This window comes from Budvicia diplopodorum, from assembly GCF_009800925.1.
GTDB classification, from domain to species: Bacteria; Pseudomonadota; Gammaproteobacteria; order Enterobacterales; family Enterobacteriaceae; genus Budvicia; species Budvicia diplopodorum.
In genome coordinates this window covers 75392-92101 of the sequence record NZ_WOYF01000009.1, presented here as the reverse complement: position 1 = coordinate 92101, position 16710 = coordinate 75392, and the positions used below count along the sequence as shown (strand labels likewise).

12 protein-coding genes, 6 tRNA genes and 1 other RNA gene are annotated in these 16710 nt (G+C 48.5%); 13 read left to right on the top strand and 6 right to left on the bottom strand.

The genetic code is table 11. The features are described from left to right. Positions 1-600 precede the first annotated feature (600 nt). From GVI43_RS10225 to GVI43_RS10195, 7 genes are all read left to right on the top strand, one after another. The gene (locus GVI43_RS10225; RefSeq protein ID WP_159566757.1) at positions 601-1572 is read left to right on the top strand and encodes an isoaspartyl peptidase/L-asparaginase family protein; all 972 of its coding nucleotides are present in this window, start codon (positions 601-603) and stop codon (positions 1570-1572) included. A gap of 250 nt (positions 1573-1822) precedes the next feature. Continuing rightward, positions 1823-3697, top strand: coding sequence for a dipeptide ABC transporter ATP-binding protein (locus GVI43_RS10220; protein WP_159566756.1), 1875 nt, complete (start codon positions 1823-1825; stop codon positions 3695-3697). A 40-nt stretch (positions 3698-3737) separates the two neighbouring features. Beyond that, positions 3738-5291 carry a glutathione ABC transporter substrate-binding protein GsiB gene (gene gsiB, locus GVI43_RS10215; RefSeq protein ID WP_159566755.1) on the top strand — a complete coding sequence of 518 codons (1554 nt, stop codon included), beginning with the start codon at positions 3738-3740 and terminating at the stop codon, positions 5289-5291. Positions 5292-5406: 115 nt separating this feature from the next. Continuing rightward, the gene (gsiC, locus tag GVI43_RS10210) at positions 5407-6327 is read left to right on the top strand and encodes a glutathione ABC transporter permease GsiC (protein ID WP_159566754.1); all 921 of its coding nucleotides are present in this window, start codon (positions 5407-5409) and stop codon (positions 6325-6327) included. A gap of 21 nt (positions 6328-6348) precedes the next feature. Further along, entirely contained in the window at positions 6349-7248 is a 900-nt protein-coding gene (gsiD, locus tag GVI43_RS10205; protein ID WP_159566787.1) for a glutathione ABC transporter permease GsiD, read from the top strand. A gap of 107 nt (positions 7249-7355) precedes the next feature. Continuing rightward, complete coding sequence (locus tag GVI43_RS10200; RefSeq protein WP_159566753.1) at positions 7356-8411, top strand: DmpA family aminopeptidase; 1056 nt, start codon at positions 7356-7358, stop codon at positions 8409-8411. Between the two features lie 26 nt (positions 8412-8437). Next, complete coding sequence (locus tag GVI43_RS10195) at positions 8438-9256, top strand: M55 family metallopeptidase (protein WP_159566752.1); 819 nt, start codon at positions 8438-8440, stop codon at positions 9254-9256. A gap of 294 nt (positions 9257-9550) precedes the next feature. Here the strand turns inward: GVI43_RS10195 and GVI43_RS10190 are convergent. The 3 genes from GVI43_RS10190 to gltX all read right to left on the bottom strand — a co-directional run bounded on the left by GVI43_RS10190 (position 9551) and on the right by gltX (position 11394). Beyond that, positions 9551-9626, bottom strand: a tRNA-Ala gene (locus GVI43_RS10190). 57 nt (positions 9627-9683) lie between these two features. Then, positions 9684-9759: transfer RNA gene (locus tag GVI43_RS10185), tRNA-Ala, on the bottom strand. A 213-nt stretch (positions 9760-9972) separates the two neighbouring features. Beyond that, positions 9973-11394 carry a glutamate--tRNA ligase gene (gene gltX, locus GVI43_RS10180; RefSeq protein WP_159566786.1) on the bottom strand — a complete coding sequence of 474 codons (1422 nt, stop codon included), beginning with the start codon at positions 11392-11394 and terminating at the stop codon, positions 9973-9975. A gap of 327 nt (positions 11395-11721) precedes the next feature. Here gltX and GVI43_RS10175 point away from each other — a divergent pair. The 5 genes from GVI43_RS10175 to GVI43_RS10155 all read left to right on the top strand — a co-directional run bounded on the left by GVI43_RS10175 (position 11722) and on the right by GVI43_RS10155 (position 12306). Further along, positions 11722-11797: transfer RNA gene (locus tag GVI43_RS10175), tRNA-Val, on the top strand. 55 nt (positions 11798-11852) lie between these two features. Continuing rightward, positions 11853-11928: transfer RNA gene (locus tag GVI43_RS10170), tRNA-Val, on the top strand. Positions 11929-11978: 50 nt separating this feature from the next. Next, positions 11979-12054, top strand: a tRNA-Val gene (locus GVI43_RS10165). A gap of 8 nt (positions 12055-12062) precedes the next feature. Continuing rightward, positions 12063-12138, top strand: a tRNA-Lys gene (locus tag GVI43_RS10160). Positions 12139-12182: 44 nt separating this feature from the next. Beyond that, a non-coding RNA gene (locus tag GVI43_RS10155) (RtT sRNA) lies at positions 12183-12306 on the top strand. A gap of 75 nt (positions 12307-12381) precedes the next feature. On the opposite strand, the gene GVI43_RS10150 is transcribed toward GVI43_RS10155, so the two are convergent. The 3 genes from GVI43_RS10150 to zipA form a co-directional block, all read right to left on the bottom strand. Then, the gene (locus tag GVI43_RS10150; protein WP_159566751.1) at positions 12382-12594 is read right to left on the bottom strand and encodes a DUF3820 family protein; all 213 of its coding nucleotides are present in this window, start codon (positions 12592-12594) and stop codon (positions 12382-12384) included. A gap of 22 nt (positions 12595-12616) precedes the next feature. Continuing rightward, positions 12617-14638 (bottom strand): NAD-dependent DNA ligase LigA, encoded by a 2022-nt coding sequence (gene ligA, locus GVI43_RS10145; protein WP_159566750.1) that lies wholly within the window; start codon positions 14636-14638, stop codon positions 12617-12619. An 87-nt stretch (positions 14639-14725) separates the two neighbouring features. Then, the gene (gene zipA, locus GVI43_RS10140; RefSeq protein ID WP_159566749.1) at positions 14726-15598 is read right to left on the bottom strand and encodes a cell division protein ZipA; all 873 of its coding nucleotides are present in this window, start codon (positions 15596-15598) and stop codon (positions 14726-14728) included. A 328-nt stretch (positions 15599-15926) separates the two neighbouring features. On the opposite strand from zipA, the gene cysZ reads away from it, so the two are divergent. Then, entirely contained in the window at positions 15927-16658 is a 732-nt protein-coding gene (cysZ, locus tag GVI43_RS10135; protein WP_211959085.1) for a sulfate transporter CysZ, read from the top strand. The last annotated feature ends 52 nt before the right edge of the window (positions 16659-16710 follow it).

The window sequence follows — 16710 nt, the reverse complement described above, 5'->3', positions numbered from 1 at the left end:
ACAATGCACGCCAGACCAAGTCTGGCCTTACCAACGACTTTTATAGGGTCATTATAATACAGCTTCCGCCAAATGCAGCATTTTAACAACAATAAAGAAACCATTTGTAACAACATGAGCGGAAAAATTTAACCATCTTAACGGTATAAATTTTCATCCTCTCTCTACCGCCCCGTTTACTGGCGGTAATTATCAAGCCACATTAGCAACTATTCATTCAATAAACACACCCATGACACCTATCTTTTCATCTGAAATATTTCATACAACCCATTTTTATCACCAGATAAAATAATTATTCTAATTTTTATGTCTTATATTTTAATCGCTATTGAAATAACACGATGAATTAGACTTATTAATAACTCTAATTTTTTAATTAGTAGGTTTTATTTCCAATGCTGTATTTAAACCGTTGGTAAAAAAATATCGTTTATCTCATTTTTTTACTTTACGAGCGATGTTCAAAATTCTATAGTCGAAAAAAGCCAAATAATATCAATTGAATTCATGGACAGAATAACGGCTCAGAATAAGTTATTGGACGGTACTCTTACCTGATAAAACTTAAATAACCCTAAGCAAACCTTTAGGCATACCATGACATTCAAACCAGTAATCGCCATTCACGGTGGCGCAGGTGCAATTACCCGTTCGGCGATGAGTCCGGAGAAAGAGTTAGAGTATCGTAGCGCTTTAACCTTTATTGTCACCGCAGGGCAAAGCATTCTTGCCGCGGGCGGAAGCGCGTTAGACGCCGTTACCGAAGCGGTACGGCTGCTAGAAGAAAACCCACTATTCAATGCCGGTAAAGGTGCCGTATTTACAAACTCTGGAACTAACGAATTGGATGCGTCAATTATGGATGGCGCAACGCTCAAAGCCGGAGCGGTTGCCGGTGTATCACACATTCGCAACCCGATCCTTGCCGCCCGTGAAGTGATGGAACATAGCGACCACGTGATGTTTATTGGTGAAGGCGCTGAAGACTTCGCTAAAAGCCGCGGCGTTGAAATGGTTGAATCTGACTACTATTTTACCACCCCACGCTATGAACAATGGCAGCGGGCCCTTCTGGAACAAAACGGAGTCATGTTGGACCACGACGCGGCCAGCTTAGCCTCTCAGCCTCAGGGCGATCCCATCGATCCCGATAAGAAATTTGGTACCGTGGGCGCAGTAGCTTTAGATATTCGTGGCAACCTGGCGGCGGCTACATCCACCGGTGGAATGACCAACAAAAAAGTTGGCCGGGTCGGCGACTCACCGATTATCGGTGCCGGATGCTATGCCAATAACCGTACCGTAGCCGTCTCTGCTACCGGCACCGGCGAAATGTTTATCCGCGCAGTAGCTGCCTATGACGTATCTGCGCTGATGGAATATGGCGGCTTGTCTTTAGAAGCCGCCGCCAATAAAGTTGTCATGGAAAAACTACCGGCTATCGATGGTAACGGCGGAATTATTGCTATTGATAATAAAGGCAACGTTGCCATGCCGTTTAATACCGAAGGAATGTACCGAGGTGTTGCAAAGGTTGGTCAAGCTGCATCAGTTGATATTTATCGTTAATAACGAACGGCGCTGCCCGAATACTATTCGGGCAAATTGAGCCAATATCGACTTGATCAAACAAATAGATTTAGGTTTTCTATATCACCAATGCTAATCCATTGGATGCACCATTATTTTCGTTGTCTTTACTCATAATCTTTACTCATAAATAGAAACCACGTAACCACGAGTTATTTTATTTTGCTTACAAGTTCGGTCTGAATTATTTCACCAAATAAAATAGCCGTTGGCAGGGATAAGAGAAACTGTGACACAACATAATATAGTCTCCGATAATACAGAGAAAGCGCAGGCCATTCAGGTTGATAATCTTTCCGTACAGTTTGAAACTTCCGAACATACCGTCAGCGCCGTGCGTTCCCTCTCTTTTAGCGTAAAACGGGGAGAAACGCTGGCGATCGTTGGTGAATCAGGCTCAGGTAAGTCGGTTACCTCACTGGCTCTCATGCGCTTAGTTGAACAGGGTGGTGGAAAAATCACTCAGGGCACAATTCTATTTAACCAAGGTGGCAACCAGCTAGACTTGGCAAAAGCAAATAGCTCAACCATGCGTACCATCCGCGGTGCTGACATTGCGATGATTTTTCAGGAACCAATGACCTCGCTCAATCCGGTATTTCCGGTTGGCGAACAAATTGCTGAATCCATCCGTTTACACCAGAACAAAGATCGGGCCACCGCCAGAGCTGAAGCTTTGAAAATGCTGGAGCGCGTACGCATCCCCGAAGCTAAAAACGTGCTTGACCGTTATCCTCATCAGCTTTCTGGCGGTATGCGCCAACGCGTCATGATCGCTATGGCTCTCTCCTGCCGCCCGGCCCTATTAATTGCCGATGAACCCACTACCGCACTGGACGTAACCATCCAATCACAGATTTTACAGCTTATTCGTGAGCTACAGGATGAGATGGAAATGGCGGTGATATTCATTACCCACGATATGGGCGTGGTGGCCGAAGTCGCCGACCGTGTGCTGGTAATGTATAAAGGCGAAAAAGTTGAAGAAGGTGATTCAGACACCTTGTTTGCCTCACCAAAGCACCCCTACACGAAAGCCCTGCTGTCTGCCGTACCGAAGCTGGGCGCAATGAAAGGCACTGACTTTCCGTCCAAGTTCCCGCTGCTTAACGTTGATGGTCTCAATGACAGCACACCGCCAATTGTCCAACAAACCGTTGACCATTCCGGCGCGCCTATCTTAAAGGTTGAAAACCTCATCACCCGCTTTGATATTCGCGGCGGCATTTTTAATCGGGTTAAGCGCCGGGTCCATGCGGTAGAAAAAGTTAACTTCGAGCTTTACCCCGGAGAAACCCTAGCGCTGGTTGGAGAATCTGGCTGTGGTAAATCTACCACCGGCCGCTCTTTGCTCCAGCTGGTTGAAAGCCAGGGCGGCAGCATTGAGTTTTGCGGAAAGAAGATTAATAGCCTGAAAGGTCAGGGCCTGCAAGCGCTGCGCAAAGATATTCAGTTTATCTTTCAGGATCCGTTTGCCTCTTTAGACCCTCGGGTAACCGTTGGCTTTTCCATTATGGAACCGCTGTTAATTCATAAAGTCGCCTCAGGAAAAGAGGCTGAACGGAGGGTGGCGTGGTTGCTGGAGAAAGTTGGCCTACTGCCTGAGCACGCAAAGCGCTACCCTCACGAATTCTCCGGCGGGCAACGCCAGCGGATTTGTATCGCCCGAGCGCTGGCTCTCAATCCTAAAGTCATCATCGCCGATGAATCAGTGTCGGCGCTTGACGTTTCAATTCAGGCTCAGGTGGTCAATCTGATGCTGGATTTACAGCGGGAATTCGGCATTGCCTTCCTGTTTATTTCTCACGATATGGCGGTGGTTGAGCGCGTTAGCCATCGGGTTGCCGTGATGTACTTAGGCCAAATCGTTGAAATAGGACCACGCAAAGAGATCTTTGAAAATCCCCAGCATGCTTATACCAAAAAGCTGATGGCCGCCGTGCCGATTGCCGATCCGGCAAGGCGTCATCTAAAACGAGAGCTGCTGTCAGACGAAATACCTAGTCCGATCAGAGCATTAAATGACGAACCCAACGTTGAACCTTTGGTTCAGGTTAGTGAAAACCATTTTGTCGCACGCCACCGGATTGCCGGCGTTTATTAAAACTAGATCAACAACACAACATGTATGGAGAGCACGCTTTATGACTACACTTTCATTTCCCCGAAAAACGCTGCTTGCCGCTGGCATAGTTACGCTGGCTAGCTTCAGCGCGTTACCTGCTTTTGCCGCCAAGGATGTCATCGTTGCCGTCTATTCAAACTTTACAACGCTTGACCCGTACGACTCTAACGACACCCTGTCGCAAGCCGTATCAAAGTCGTTTTATCAAGGCCTGTTTGGCTTCGATAAAGATGCAAAATTAGTTAATGTGTTAGCCGACAGCTATACCGTCAGTGATGACGGGCTACAATACACGATCAAGCTTCGTCAGGGCGTTAAGTTCCACGATGGTACCGACTTCAATGCTAACGCTGTTAAGGCCGTTTTTGATCGGGTGACCAACCCTGAAAATCACCTGAAGCGTTACAATATGTTTAACCGTATAACTAAAACTGAAGTGCTTGAGCCTTACACGGTTAAATTTACCTTACAGGCACCTTTCTCCGCCTTTATTAACTCATTGGCTCACCCGTCAGCCGTTATGATTTCGCCAGCAGCGCTCCAGAAATATGGAAAAGATATTGGCTTCCACCCTGTTGGTACTGGCCCGTTCCAATTTTCTGAATGGAACGCCACTGACTACATGAAAGTGCAAAAATTTGATAACTATTGGAAGAAAGGCCTACCAAAAGTTGATTCCATTACCTGGCGCCCGGTGGTTGAAAATAATACCCGCGCCGCCATGATGCAGACCGGTGAAGCTCATTTTGCCTATACGATCCCTTATGAACAGGCAAAATTACTGGAAAAAAATGACAAACTGGAAATGGTTTCAGCCCCGTCCATTATTCAACGTTACCTCAGCTTCAACGTATTGCAGAAACCGTTTGATGACCTGAAAGTTCGTCAGGCGATTAATTACGCCATCAACAAAGAAGCTCTGGCTAAAGTTGCCTTTGCTGGCTATGCCACACCGGCTAACGGTGTCGTACCACAGGGCGTTGAATATGCGGTTAACTATGGTCCATGGCCCTACGACCCAGCCAAAGCCAAAGAGTTACTAAAAGAAGCTGGCTACCCTGACGGTTTTTCAACCACGCTATGGGCAAACGGCAACAACACAACGGCTCAAAAAGTGATTCAATTTGTCCAGCAACAGCTAGGGCAAGTGGGTATTAAAGTACAAATTGAAGCAATGGAAGCGGGCCAGCGCGTTGCCAAAGTAGAAAGCGTCCAAAAGCCAGAACAGGCAGGCGTGCGGATGTACTACGCCGGTTGGTCATCTTCAACAATGGAGTCTGACTGGGCGCTAACGCCGCTATTGGCGACCTCATCATGGCCGCCAAAAATGTTCAACACGGCTTATTACAGCAATCCAAAAGTGGATAAAGCACTAGGCGATGCGCTGAAGACCACGGTGTCTTCAGAAAAAGCGGCGCTGTACAAAGAAGCTCAGGACCAAATCTGGGCCGATGCGCCATGGGCATTCCTGCTGACGGATAAACTACTGTATGTTCACAGCAAGAATTTAACCGGCATGTACATCACGCTCGACGGTTCATTTAGCTTTGATGAAGTTGATTTAAAACAATAATATTTATCTGCGCTCTCAACGGAGCGCGTTCAATCAGCGTCACGTTGGCTTGCCAACGTGACGCTGGTAATTGTCATTGCATACGTCGTTGCACGTAGTTTTCTGAGTCTGCATCATGCTGAGTTACTTTATAAAACGATTATTTGGACTGATACCGACGCTGTTAATCGTCATGGTATTGGTATTCTTATTCGTTCATATGCTCCCCGGCGACCCTGCCCGCTTAGCGGCCGGTCCTGAGGCTGATGAAACAGTGGTGAATATGATTCGCAAAGACCTCGGTCTTGATAAACCGCTTCCGCAACAATTTGTCCATTTTTTCAGCAATGTTATTCAGGGTGATTTTGGTACCTCCATGCGCACCAAAAGGCCGGTCAGTGAAGAGATCGCCGTGCGCTTTATGCCAACATTTTGGCTAACGGTAACCAGTATGACCTGGGCAGTTCTTTTCGGTATGGGGATCGGTATTGTTTCTGCCGTATGGCGTAACCGCTGGCCGGACAGAGCGGGCATGACGCTGGCGGTATCCGGCATTTCCTTCCCATCATTTGCGCTGGGTATGCTATTGATGCAGGTGTTCTCGGTCAATCTCGGCTGGCTACCGACCATCGGGGCCGATAGCTGGCAACACTACATATTACCTTCAATTACCTTAGGTGCGGCCGTTGCCGCCGTTATGGCGCGCTTTACCCGAGCCTCGTTTGTTGAAGTATTACAGGAAGATTTTATTCGTACCGCCAGAGCCAAAGGGCTTCGGGAACGGGTAGTGGTTATCAAGCATGGATTACGCAACGCGATGATCCCGGTTGTCACCATGATGGGCCTACAGTTCGGTTTCTTACTCGGAGGTTCGATTGTGGTGGAAAAGGTATTTAACTGGCCCGGCCTTGGCCGCCTGCTGGTGGACTCGGTAGAAGCCCGTGACTATCCGGTGATTCAGGCCGAAGTACTGCTGTTTTCACTGGAATTTATTCTTATCAACCTGATCGTTGATATGTTGTATGCCGCCATTAACCCAACCATAAAATACAAATAAGGGGCAGAGATGAGTTTATCAATGACTGTGGAACCAACCATCACGTCTGCTTCTGCGAGTAAAAACGATAGCGTGCGTACGCCATGGAGTGAGTTCTGGCGTAAATTTCGTAAACAGCATGTTGCCGTAGCCGCTGGCGTGTTTGTGCTATTTTTAATCCTGATCGCCGTTCTGAGCCCGTGGATTACGCCGTTCGATCCAGAAAACTATTTTGACTATGAGCGCCTGAATGAAGGCCCTTCGGCCGTTCACTGGTTTGGCGTTGATTCACTCGGGCGCGATATTTTTAGCCGCATACTGGCCGGAACCGGTATATCGCTGTCGGCCGGATTTTTTTCCGTTGCGCTTGGCGCGTTGATCGGCACCTTTATGGGGCTGATGGCCGGCTATTACGAAGGCTGGTGGGACCGCATTACTATGCGTATCTCTGACGTGCTGTTCGCCTTCCCCGGCATCCTACTGGCTATCGGCGTGGTAGCCATTATGGGTAACGGCATGTCGAACGTGATTATCGCCGTAGCAATATTCAGCATTCCGGCCTTTGCTCGTCTGGTGCGGGGGAATACGCTGGTTATCAAACAGCTAACCTACGTGGAAGCCGTTCGCAGCTTAGGCGCGTCAGACTGGACCATTATCATGCGCCACATACTGCCGGGAACGATTTCGTCAATTGTGGTCTATTTCACCATGCGTATCGGTACGTCGATTATCACCGCCGCCAGCCTCTCGTTCTTAGGCATGGGAGCCCAGCCCCCAATGCCAGAATGGGGCGCGATGCTCAACGAAGCCAGAGCCGATATGGTGATGTCGCCTCACGTCGCCATATTTCCAAGTCTGGCAATATTTCTCACCGTTCTGGCATTCAACCTGCTGGGTGATGGCCTGCGTGATGCATTAGATCCAAAAATTGATAGGAAATAGCCGGGCAATCAGCGTCGTATCGCAGTCTGTTCATGCAGGTTGCGATACGATAACCGGTAATGGTAAGCCATAGTGCACCACATCACTGAACCAAAAGGATGCCCACGATGACCGCCCTCGATTCAATTCCTTCTATTGGCCAGCTTCCTGCCGGTCGCTACAATTCGATCGCCGATGTTCCCGGTGTCAGCGTTGGGCACTGTACGCTAAGCGAAAATGCCCAACAGACCGGCGTCACCATCATCAAACCGCACGCGGGTAATCTGTTTTGCGATAAAATTCCCGCTGCGGCTACCGTACTTAATGGCTTTGGAAAAAGCATTGGTTTAGTTCAGGTCGACGAGCTGGGCGTGCTCGAAACCCCCATAGTACTAACTAATACCTTCTCAGTCGGCGCAATGGCGCAGGCTCAGATTCGCCGGTCGATTCAAGAAAATCCTGAAATCGGTCGTGAGTGGTCAACGGTAAATCCACTGGTGTTCGAATGTAACGACGGTTATCTCAACGATATTCAGGCCATGGCGCTGGGAGAACGGCACTATCAGCACGCGCTGAATAACGCCCAATCACAGTTTCTACAAGGGGCTATTGGTGCAGGCCGCGGCATGTCGTGTTTTGAACTGAAAGGCGGCATAGGTTCGGCCTCAAGAGTGGCGACGCTAAGCTCCGGTGACTCTTACACCGTAGGCGCGTTGGTTCTATCTAACTTTGGCCGCCTGCCAACCCTCACCGTAACAGGCAAGCATATTGGCCCGTTGATGCAACAACGGCTGGCGGCACAAAAGCCGCAAACGGAAGAAAAAGGCTCAATCATTATGATTATAGCCACCAATGCCCCGCTGGACTCGCGCCAGCTAAAGCGCCTGTCGTTGCGCGCCGGAGTAGGCTTGTCGCGCACTGGTGCCTTTTTTGGCAACGGCAGCGGCGATATTGCACTGGCATTCTCGACCGCTTACACCCTTCCTCATCAGCCTGAACGCCCGATGCCTGCGATCTCGTTGGTGCATGATGCTACGATCGACCCGCTATTTCAGGCTACGGCCGACAGCGTTGAGCAGGCTATCATTAACGCATTATGGCACGCTGAAACAACCACCGGCCGCGATGGCCACCGGCGTTTTTCACTGCTCGATATCGCACCAGATATACGCCATTTACTCTGAATTCTGAACCATACGGAAATAGCAGCATGAAGATTTTAATCTCTACCGATATTGAAGGCGTCGCCGGCATTTTCCACCCGGAGCAGGTTCGGCCGGGCAACGGTGAATATGAGCGCGCCAGAATTTGGATGACCAACGAAGCCAACGCAGCGGTTAAAGCCGCATTTGACGGCGGAGCCAAAGAAGTGGTGGTCAATGACTCTCACGGCAGTTTTCGCAATCTCATTGCAGACAAAATGGACCCGCGAGCGCTATTGCTTCAGGGGAAACCGCGCTATTTGAGTATGGTTTCCGGCGTGGAACGCGCCCCGGATGCGCTGTTTCTCATTGGCTATCATGCCAAGTCAAAAAGCCGCGGAATATTGGCTCATACCATTAACAGTTTCGCCTTCTCCCGCATCTGGCTCAACAATATGGAGCTGGGCGAAGCCGGGCTGTATGGTGCCTTAGCCGGAGAATTTAACGTACCGGTGGCGCTGATTACCGGCGACGACGTTTTCATTGAAGAGACGCGGCCCCTGTTTCCAAACGTCACGTTTGTTGAAACAAAGCAGGCTGAAGGCCAAAACTCAGGTCTATCAATTACGCCGCAGCAGTCATGTGAAGCTATTTATGATGCCGCCAGAATGCTAATAGAAAACCCCGGCGTCTGGCACCCGTTCAACATTACCGCACCGATTATTTGTCGCCTACAAACCCAAACCCCGGCGCTTGCCGATCTGTTTGGCCAATTGCCGATTGCAGAACGACTTGAAGGTGATTTGATTAGCTTTGAAGCTGATTCAGTACAGTCGGCCATTCGGATACTCAACTGCTTCTCTGCGATGTCGACGATGTTGAGATAATGCTGAGATAATCGAGCGTAAATGCCGGAGCCCGGCGTTTATTGTCAGCCAAAGGCTCTGTCTATCAGGGCCTTTTTACTGAGCTAAAAATATTATCGACGCTTCTCAAAGCGCTTTAGATTTTTTAATGCTCAATCATCGTGGCTGAAAGTGGTGGGGATCGGCCCTTTCGGGTATAAAAAAACCGACTAACATATTAATGCGAGTCGGTTTTTTCTATTTTGCTATTTTCTACTTTTCTATTCACCGATAGCGCCTCTCTAAGAGCTAACCTGCAAATCAGTGAACTAAATGTGGTGGAGCTAGACGGGATCGAACCGTCGACCTCTTGCATGCCATGCAAGCGCTCTCCCAGCTGAGCTATAACCCCACAGAACTGGAACAAACACACCGATTTGGCGGCGACTTCTTAGCGAATAAGAAGATTTGGTGGAGCTAGACGGGATCGAACCGTCGACCTCTTGCATGCCATGCAAGCGCTCTCCCAGCTGAGCTATAACCCCACGACATAAATCATCGCTATAAAATATAGAACGGGCGCATAATATGAAACATCAGGGATACCTGTCAACGGCTAATTAGTACAATTGGTCTGAGCGTTGAAAAAGAGAACAATTCAGACCGGCTGTCGCCAATATCAGCGTTGCGGACAATAAAAAAAACCGAGCCAATCATTCACCCGGTTTTTCTGATAACTAGCCAGTCAGGCTAATGAATCATGACTGCTGCTGGGCTTCTCTTTCAGCAATAAATGCCAAAGCACGATCGATTCTCGCCAGACTACGGGTTTTACCAATAGCATGAACGGTAACGTCCATTGACGGAGACTGGCCGCAGCCGGTAACCGCAACGCGTAAAGGCATTCCAACTTTCCCCATGCCTAGGCCCAAATCAGCCGCAGCGCCTTCAATTGCCTGATGTACACTCTCTGTCGTCCAGTCGCCGGTAGCGCTTAACTTGGCGCGCACGGCTTCTAGTGGCTCACGGGCTACCGGGCGCAGGTGCTTTTTAGCGGCATCATCGTCAAACGCATCAAACTCTTCGTAGAAATAGCGACAGGCAGTAGCCATCTCTTTCAGCGTCTTACATCGCTCTCCCAGCAGCTTAACTATCTCTACCAGCTGTGGGCCATTTTGAGTATTAAACCCTTGCTCATGAATATGCCATGACAGATGAACCGCCACGTATTCTGCTGGCAGGTGGTTAATATAGTGGTGATTCAGCCACTGCAGCTTTTCAGTGTTGAATGCGCTGGCAGATTTGCTTACCGCATCCAGCGTAAAGAACTGCTTCATTTCATCAACGCTGAAAATTTCCTGATCGCCATGGGACCAGCCCAGACGAACCAAATAATTCAGCAGCGCTTCAGGTAAATAACCAGCGTCGCGATACTGCATCACGCTGGCCGCACCGTTGCGCTTAGACAATTTCTGGCCATCGTCGCCCAGAATCATCGATACGTGGGCGTATTCAGGAACCGGAGCATTTAGCGCTTTTAAAATATTAATCTGGCGCGGAGTATTGTTAATATGGTCTTCACCACGAATAACGTGGGTAATTTCCATATCCCAATCGTCAATCACTACGCAGAAGTTATAGGTTGGCGCACCGTCAGTACGGCGAATAATCAGGTCGTCTAATTCCTGATTGCTGAATTCAATCGGGCCGCGGATTTTATCATCAAAAATAACCGAGCCTTCCTGTGGGTTACGAAAACGCACCACGTGCGGCTCATTATCACCATGGGTACATTTCGTATCACGACAGTAGCCGTCATAACGCGCTTTTTCGCCACGCGCCATTTGGTCTTCACGCAGCTTTTCTAAACGCTCTTTAGAACAGAAACATTTATAGGCTGTACCTGCAGCCAGCATTTCATCAATCACGCCGTTATAACGGTCAAAGCGCTTAGTTTGGAAATAAGGACCTTCGTCCCAGTCCAGGCCTAACCAGTTCATACCGTCCATAATGGCGTCAATCGCCTGCTGGGTTGAACGCTCGAGGTCTGTATCTTCAATACGTAAAACAAACTCACCGCCAAAATGACGGGAGAAAAGCCAAGAGTAAAGCGCGGTGCGCGCCCCGCCTACGTGTAAATCACCGGTCGGACTCGGAGCAAAACGTGTTTTTATTTTCATGGACATTGAGCGTTAGCCTTGTTGCAAGATTTAATCGGCAAATATCAATATACTCGTCATCTTTCAAGTTGTTGATACGTTGGCCGTTACTTGAAATCTATTGGGTATAAATCTGAATTTAGTATCTGTACTATACCTGTACTACATCCGTACTGCACGAGAGCGGGCCACATTCTATCACTCCCCGCTGAATCCTCAATGTTGAAGGCGCAATCACAGTCAATATATTTAGACTCAACTGCCTAAATTTACGACGAACAATAACATTCCATGAAAAAACAATTGACTCATTTGGTCGGTTCCCTATAATGCACCTCCACACGAGAAGGGTGATTAGCTCAGTTGGTAGAGCACCTCCTTTACACGGAGGGGGTCGGCGGTTCGAGCCCGTCATCACCCACCATTCTTTGTGTAGCGTCGGTTTTATATCGCGCAATAGTGAGAGATTAAAGCAGTTTGGGTGATTAGCTCAGTTGGTAGAGCACCTCCTTTACACGGAGGGGGTCGGCGGTTCGAGCCCGTCATCACCCACCATTCTTCTCATAGAGTAGTAAATAGAGTAATAAGCAGTAACCAAGATTTTAGGGTGATTAGCTCAGTTGGTAGAGCACCTCCTTTACACGGAGGGGGTCGGCGGTTCGAGCCCGTCATCACCCACCATAATCTCTGGGGCGTTAGCTCAGTCGGTAGAGCAGTTGACTTTTAATCAATTGGTCGCAGGTTCGAATCCTGCACGCCCCACCAATTTCAGAGAAAAGCGCCTATGGCGCTTTTTTCGTTTATAGCCGATGAAAACCAAAGCGTGCTGGATGAGAACCTAAAGGTTCGAGCCGAGCGCAGCGAGACAACGTTATCGAAGATAACGGCCCGCAGGGTGAGGCCAACGGCCGAATAATCCTGCACGCCCCACCAATTTCAGAAAAAAGCGCTTATGGCGCTTTTTTCGTTTATAGCCCCCGGGAAGCAAAGCGTGGCGGATAATTCACTTCAGCGCTTTAACGGCCGAACTACTTCGTCCAGACCGTCAATTTTCAGCGCCAGCGTCATTTCCATCAGTTGCCCCAATGCGCTGGCGGGAAAGCCCTGCTTCGCAAACCAGAGTAAATATTCATCGGGCAGATCAATTAGCATCCGTCCTTTGTATTTTCCAAACGGCATTGGGGTATTGGCGATCTGAATTAAATGCTCTTTCTCTAGCATCGCAATCGTTCTCCGTTCACGTTTACTCGCCGAGCAGACGTACCATTTCAGCTTCATCAATTACCGGAATATCCAGTTCCTGCGCTTTTGCCAGCTTAGAGCCAGCGGCCTCACCGGCAATCACCATATCCGTTTTCTTGGAGACGCTTCCGCTGACTTTTGCGCCTAACGCAATCAATTTAGCCTTGGCGTCATCGCGGGACATCAGGCTAAGCGAACCTGTCAGGACAACCGTTTTACCGGCAAATGGGCTATCGATCTCTTCAGCAATAATCACTACCGGAACGGGCCAATGAACACCAATTTCCGGGCCAATCAGCTCAGCAATAATTTTCTGATTATGCTCTTCTCTCAGGAAGTTGAAAGTATGCTTCGCGACAATATCGCCAACGTCCGGTACGGTTTTAAGCGTATCAATATCTGCAGCCTGAAGCGCTTCCAGCGAACCAAAGTGGCTGGCCAGATTAGACGCCGTAGTTTCGCCCACTTCCCGAATTCCCAAACCAAACAGAAAACGAGCAAAGGTGGTGCTTTTGGCTTTCTCTAAAGCTTCAATCAGATTCTGCGCCGATTTTGGCCCCATCCGTTCTAACCGGGTCAGAATGCCAATTGATAAACGGAACAGGTCGGCCGGAGTGTGGACATACTCTTTATCGACTAATTGCTCAATAATTTTATCGCCCATCCCTTCCACATCCATCGCCCTGCGGGATACGAAATGCTTAAGAGACTCTTTTCTCTGAGCGCCACAGACTAAACCGCCGCTACAGCGGGCAACCGCTTCACCCTCTACTTTTTCAATCGCTGAATGGCAGACCGGGCACTCGGTTGGAAAGACGATTTCTTTAGCGCCTAACGGGCGTTCTGAGGCGATAACGCCGACTACCTGAGGAATCACATCACCTGCACGACGAATCATCACCGTATCGCCGATACAGAGCCCTAAGCGCGCAATTTCATCCGCATTATGCAGCGTTGCATTACTCACGGTAACGCCGGCGACGGTAACCGGCTCTAAACGGGCTACCGGCGTGATAGCGCCAGTTCGCCCTACCTGAAACTCTACGTCACGCACTACGGTCATCTGCTCTTGAGCCGGGAATTTAAACGCCGTCGCCCAGCGCGGAGATTTAGCAACAAACCCTAACGATTCCTGCAGTGCCAGATCGTCAACTTTGATTACCACACCGTCAATATCAAAACCAAGCGTTGGGCGATCTTCCTGAACCTGACGGTAGAAGTCTAAAACCTGCTGGCTACCGGTACACAGTTGAATTCGCTCGCTGACAGGTAGCCCCCACTGTTTAAACTTCATCAAACGCTGCCGGTGGCTGTTGGGTAATTCGCCACCGCTAATCACACCGACACCGTAGCAATAAAACATCAATGGGCGTTTAGCGGTAATTTTTGGATCTAACTGACGTAAAGAGCCTGCGGCCGCGTTTCTTGGGTTAGCAAAAACCTTTTCGTGGTTACGGCGAGCATAATCGTTGAGCTTTTCGAATCCGGCCTGCGGCATAAACACTTCGCCGCGAACTTCAACCCGATGGGGAATATCATCGCCGATTAGCCGCAATGGAATAGCGCCGATAGTACGGACGTTAGAAGTGATATTCTCGCCGGTTGTTCCGTCGCCGCGGGTGGCGGCCTGAATCAAACGGCCATCTTCATATAACAGGCTAACTGCCAGACCGTCTAATTTGAGCTCGCAGCAAAAGGTAATTTCATCTTCACTTTTTAAGCGGTCATGAATGCGTTTATCGAACGCCAGATAGCTTTGCTCATCAAAAACGTTATCTAAAGAGAGCATCGGAACTTCGTGAGTAACCTGCGCAAACGCCGCCAGCGGCGTTGCACCTACGCGTTGAGTCGGGGAATCGTCGGTGACCCATTCAGGATGAGCTGCCTCAATATCGCGCAGTTCGCACATCAGGCGATCGTATTCAGCATCGGGAATTTCCGGAGCATCAAGAACATAATACAGATGTTCATGATGACGTAGCTCGCTACAAAGTTGTATTAGACGTTGTTTAAGAGGTTCCATAACTCACCGGTAATGATAAAAAACCCCCGACAGGCGGGGGTTTTATTGAATAAATATAAGTAACTGATGTATAGCCAACCTAAGCCGCTATTTAGCCGTATTGTCGATAACTTCTCTTATCTGAGCTTTATAAGTCTCAAGCTTTTGCGGCGTTATCATATGCCGACCATCGTCTAGCACCACGCCACCAACATCATCAGCAATACGTTGCGCTGACTGCAGCATAAGCTTGAAGTTCTGATGGGCATCACCGTATGAAGGCACCATCATAAACATCGAAACGCCCGGAGTAGAGAAATCTGACATCTGTTCAGGGTCAAAAGAACCTGGTTTAACCATATTGGCCAAACTGAACAATACCGGACCGCTTCCAGCAGGATCGACATGGCGATGGAAAATACCCATAGCGCCAAACTGAAAGCCTGCATGAAGAATACTTTGTAATAGCGGTTCACCGGAAATGCTACCACCATTCAGCGCAGAAACGTGCAGAACAATCACCAACTCTTTCAGTGCTGCAGGCTCTTTAGATTCCGCCAACTGTGTTTGCGCTTCTTGAGGAGACGGCTCTACCGATACTGGTTGCACCGGTTCAGGAACTTCATCCGTATCCGTTAGCAGAACGTCATCGAAAGACATTTGCATCGGAGACGGTTCGGTATCTAATTTCAGTTCAGCTTCCTGCGGTAAAACCTCGGTTTTAACCACAATTTCAGGTTTTGACTCATCCAGAGGATCAGAAGAGTGGGTAGAAACAGTACGAACGCGCACCGGACCAACACCTTCATCTAATGATTCAAATGACACTTCTGTTTTTTGTGATATACCCCGTTTTTTGAACGACTTATCACGAAAAATAGACGAGCGCTCTTTACGACTAGTCCATAAGCCGTGTATTAACAGCGCTAAAATTGCTATTGCTCCAACTACTATCAATACTAGACGCAAATTTTGCATCATTGCTATCTCTGCTTTTCTAATACATGCCACCGCGGCAAACATTCACCCTACTAATCTATTTGTCCGCGTATCCAAGTGCAAGCCCGTGCTTGTTTTTATTAGCGATAAATACGCTTTTTACTACTTTTCGCTCATTTTTTAATCTACAGCCCAAATAATTAGCGCTTCGGCAGGGTAACAAGTAAGCGAACACTGCCGTTACTTCAAGTACAAAGGGTATCATGAAGATAGTAATGTATTTATCATAGGATATGATAACCTGATTTGCGTTTATAACAGGAACTTTTAATGCATGACAACAAATTCTAATGGCAGTAACCCGCAATCTTTGAGCGGTTTCCACTATATAGCCAAAGGATTCAAGCTGGTCACCTTACCGGGAATCAAGCGTTTCGTATTACTTCCCTTACTGGTGAACATCTTGTTAATCGGTGGGGCATTCTGGTGGCTATATGGCAAACTCGGGGAATGGATCCCAGCAATAATGAGCCATATACCCAACTGGTTGCAGTGGCTGAGCTATTTGCTCTGGCCGGTTGCGGTTATCACCGTATTACTTGTTTTTAGCTACCTGTTCAGCACGATTGCCAACTGGGTAGCCGCGCCGTTTAACGGTCTACTGGCAGAACAGTTAGAAGCAAAGCTAACCGGTAAAGCCCTCCCCGACAACGGAATAGCCGGGATCATAAAAGATATCCCACGGATTATGAAGCGTGAGTGGAAAAAGCTCGCCTATTACCTCCCCCGCGCCCTGCTCCTGTTGGTACTCTATTTCATACCGGGCGTCGGGCAAGTGCTGTTCCCGATACTCTGGTTCCTGTTCAGCGCCTGGATGCTCTCGATTCAATACAGCGATTACCCGTTTGATAACCATAAAATCGGCTTTTCCGATATGAAACGAACGCTGGGAAAGGAAAAAATGATGAATCTACAGTTTGGCGGAGTGGTGAGCTTGTTTACGATGATCCCGATATTGAATTTATTCATCATGCCAGTAGCGGTTTGTGGCGCGACGGCGATGTGGGTTGATAGGTATAGGTCGGGGTTTGTTGGGGGTTAAGTGGAAAAGTAACCTATATTTTGGTTTTTAAAATATAGGTTACCCAACGTTG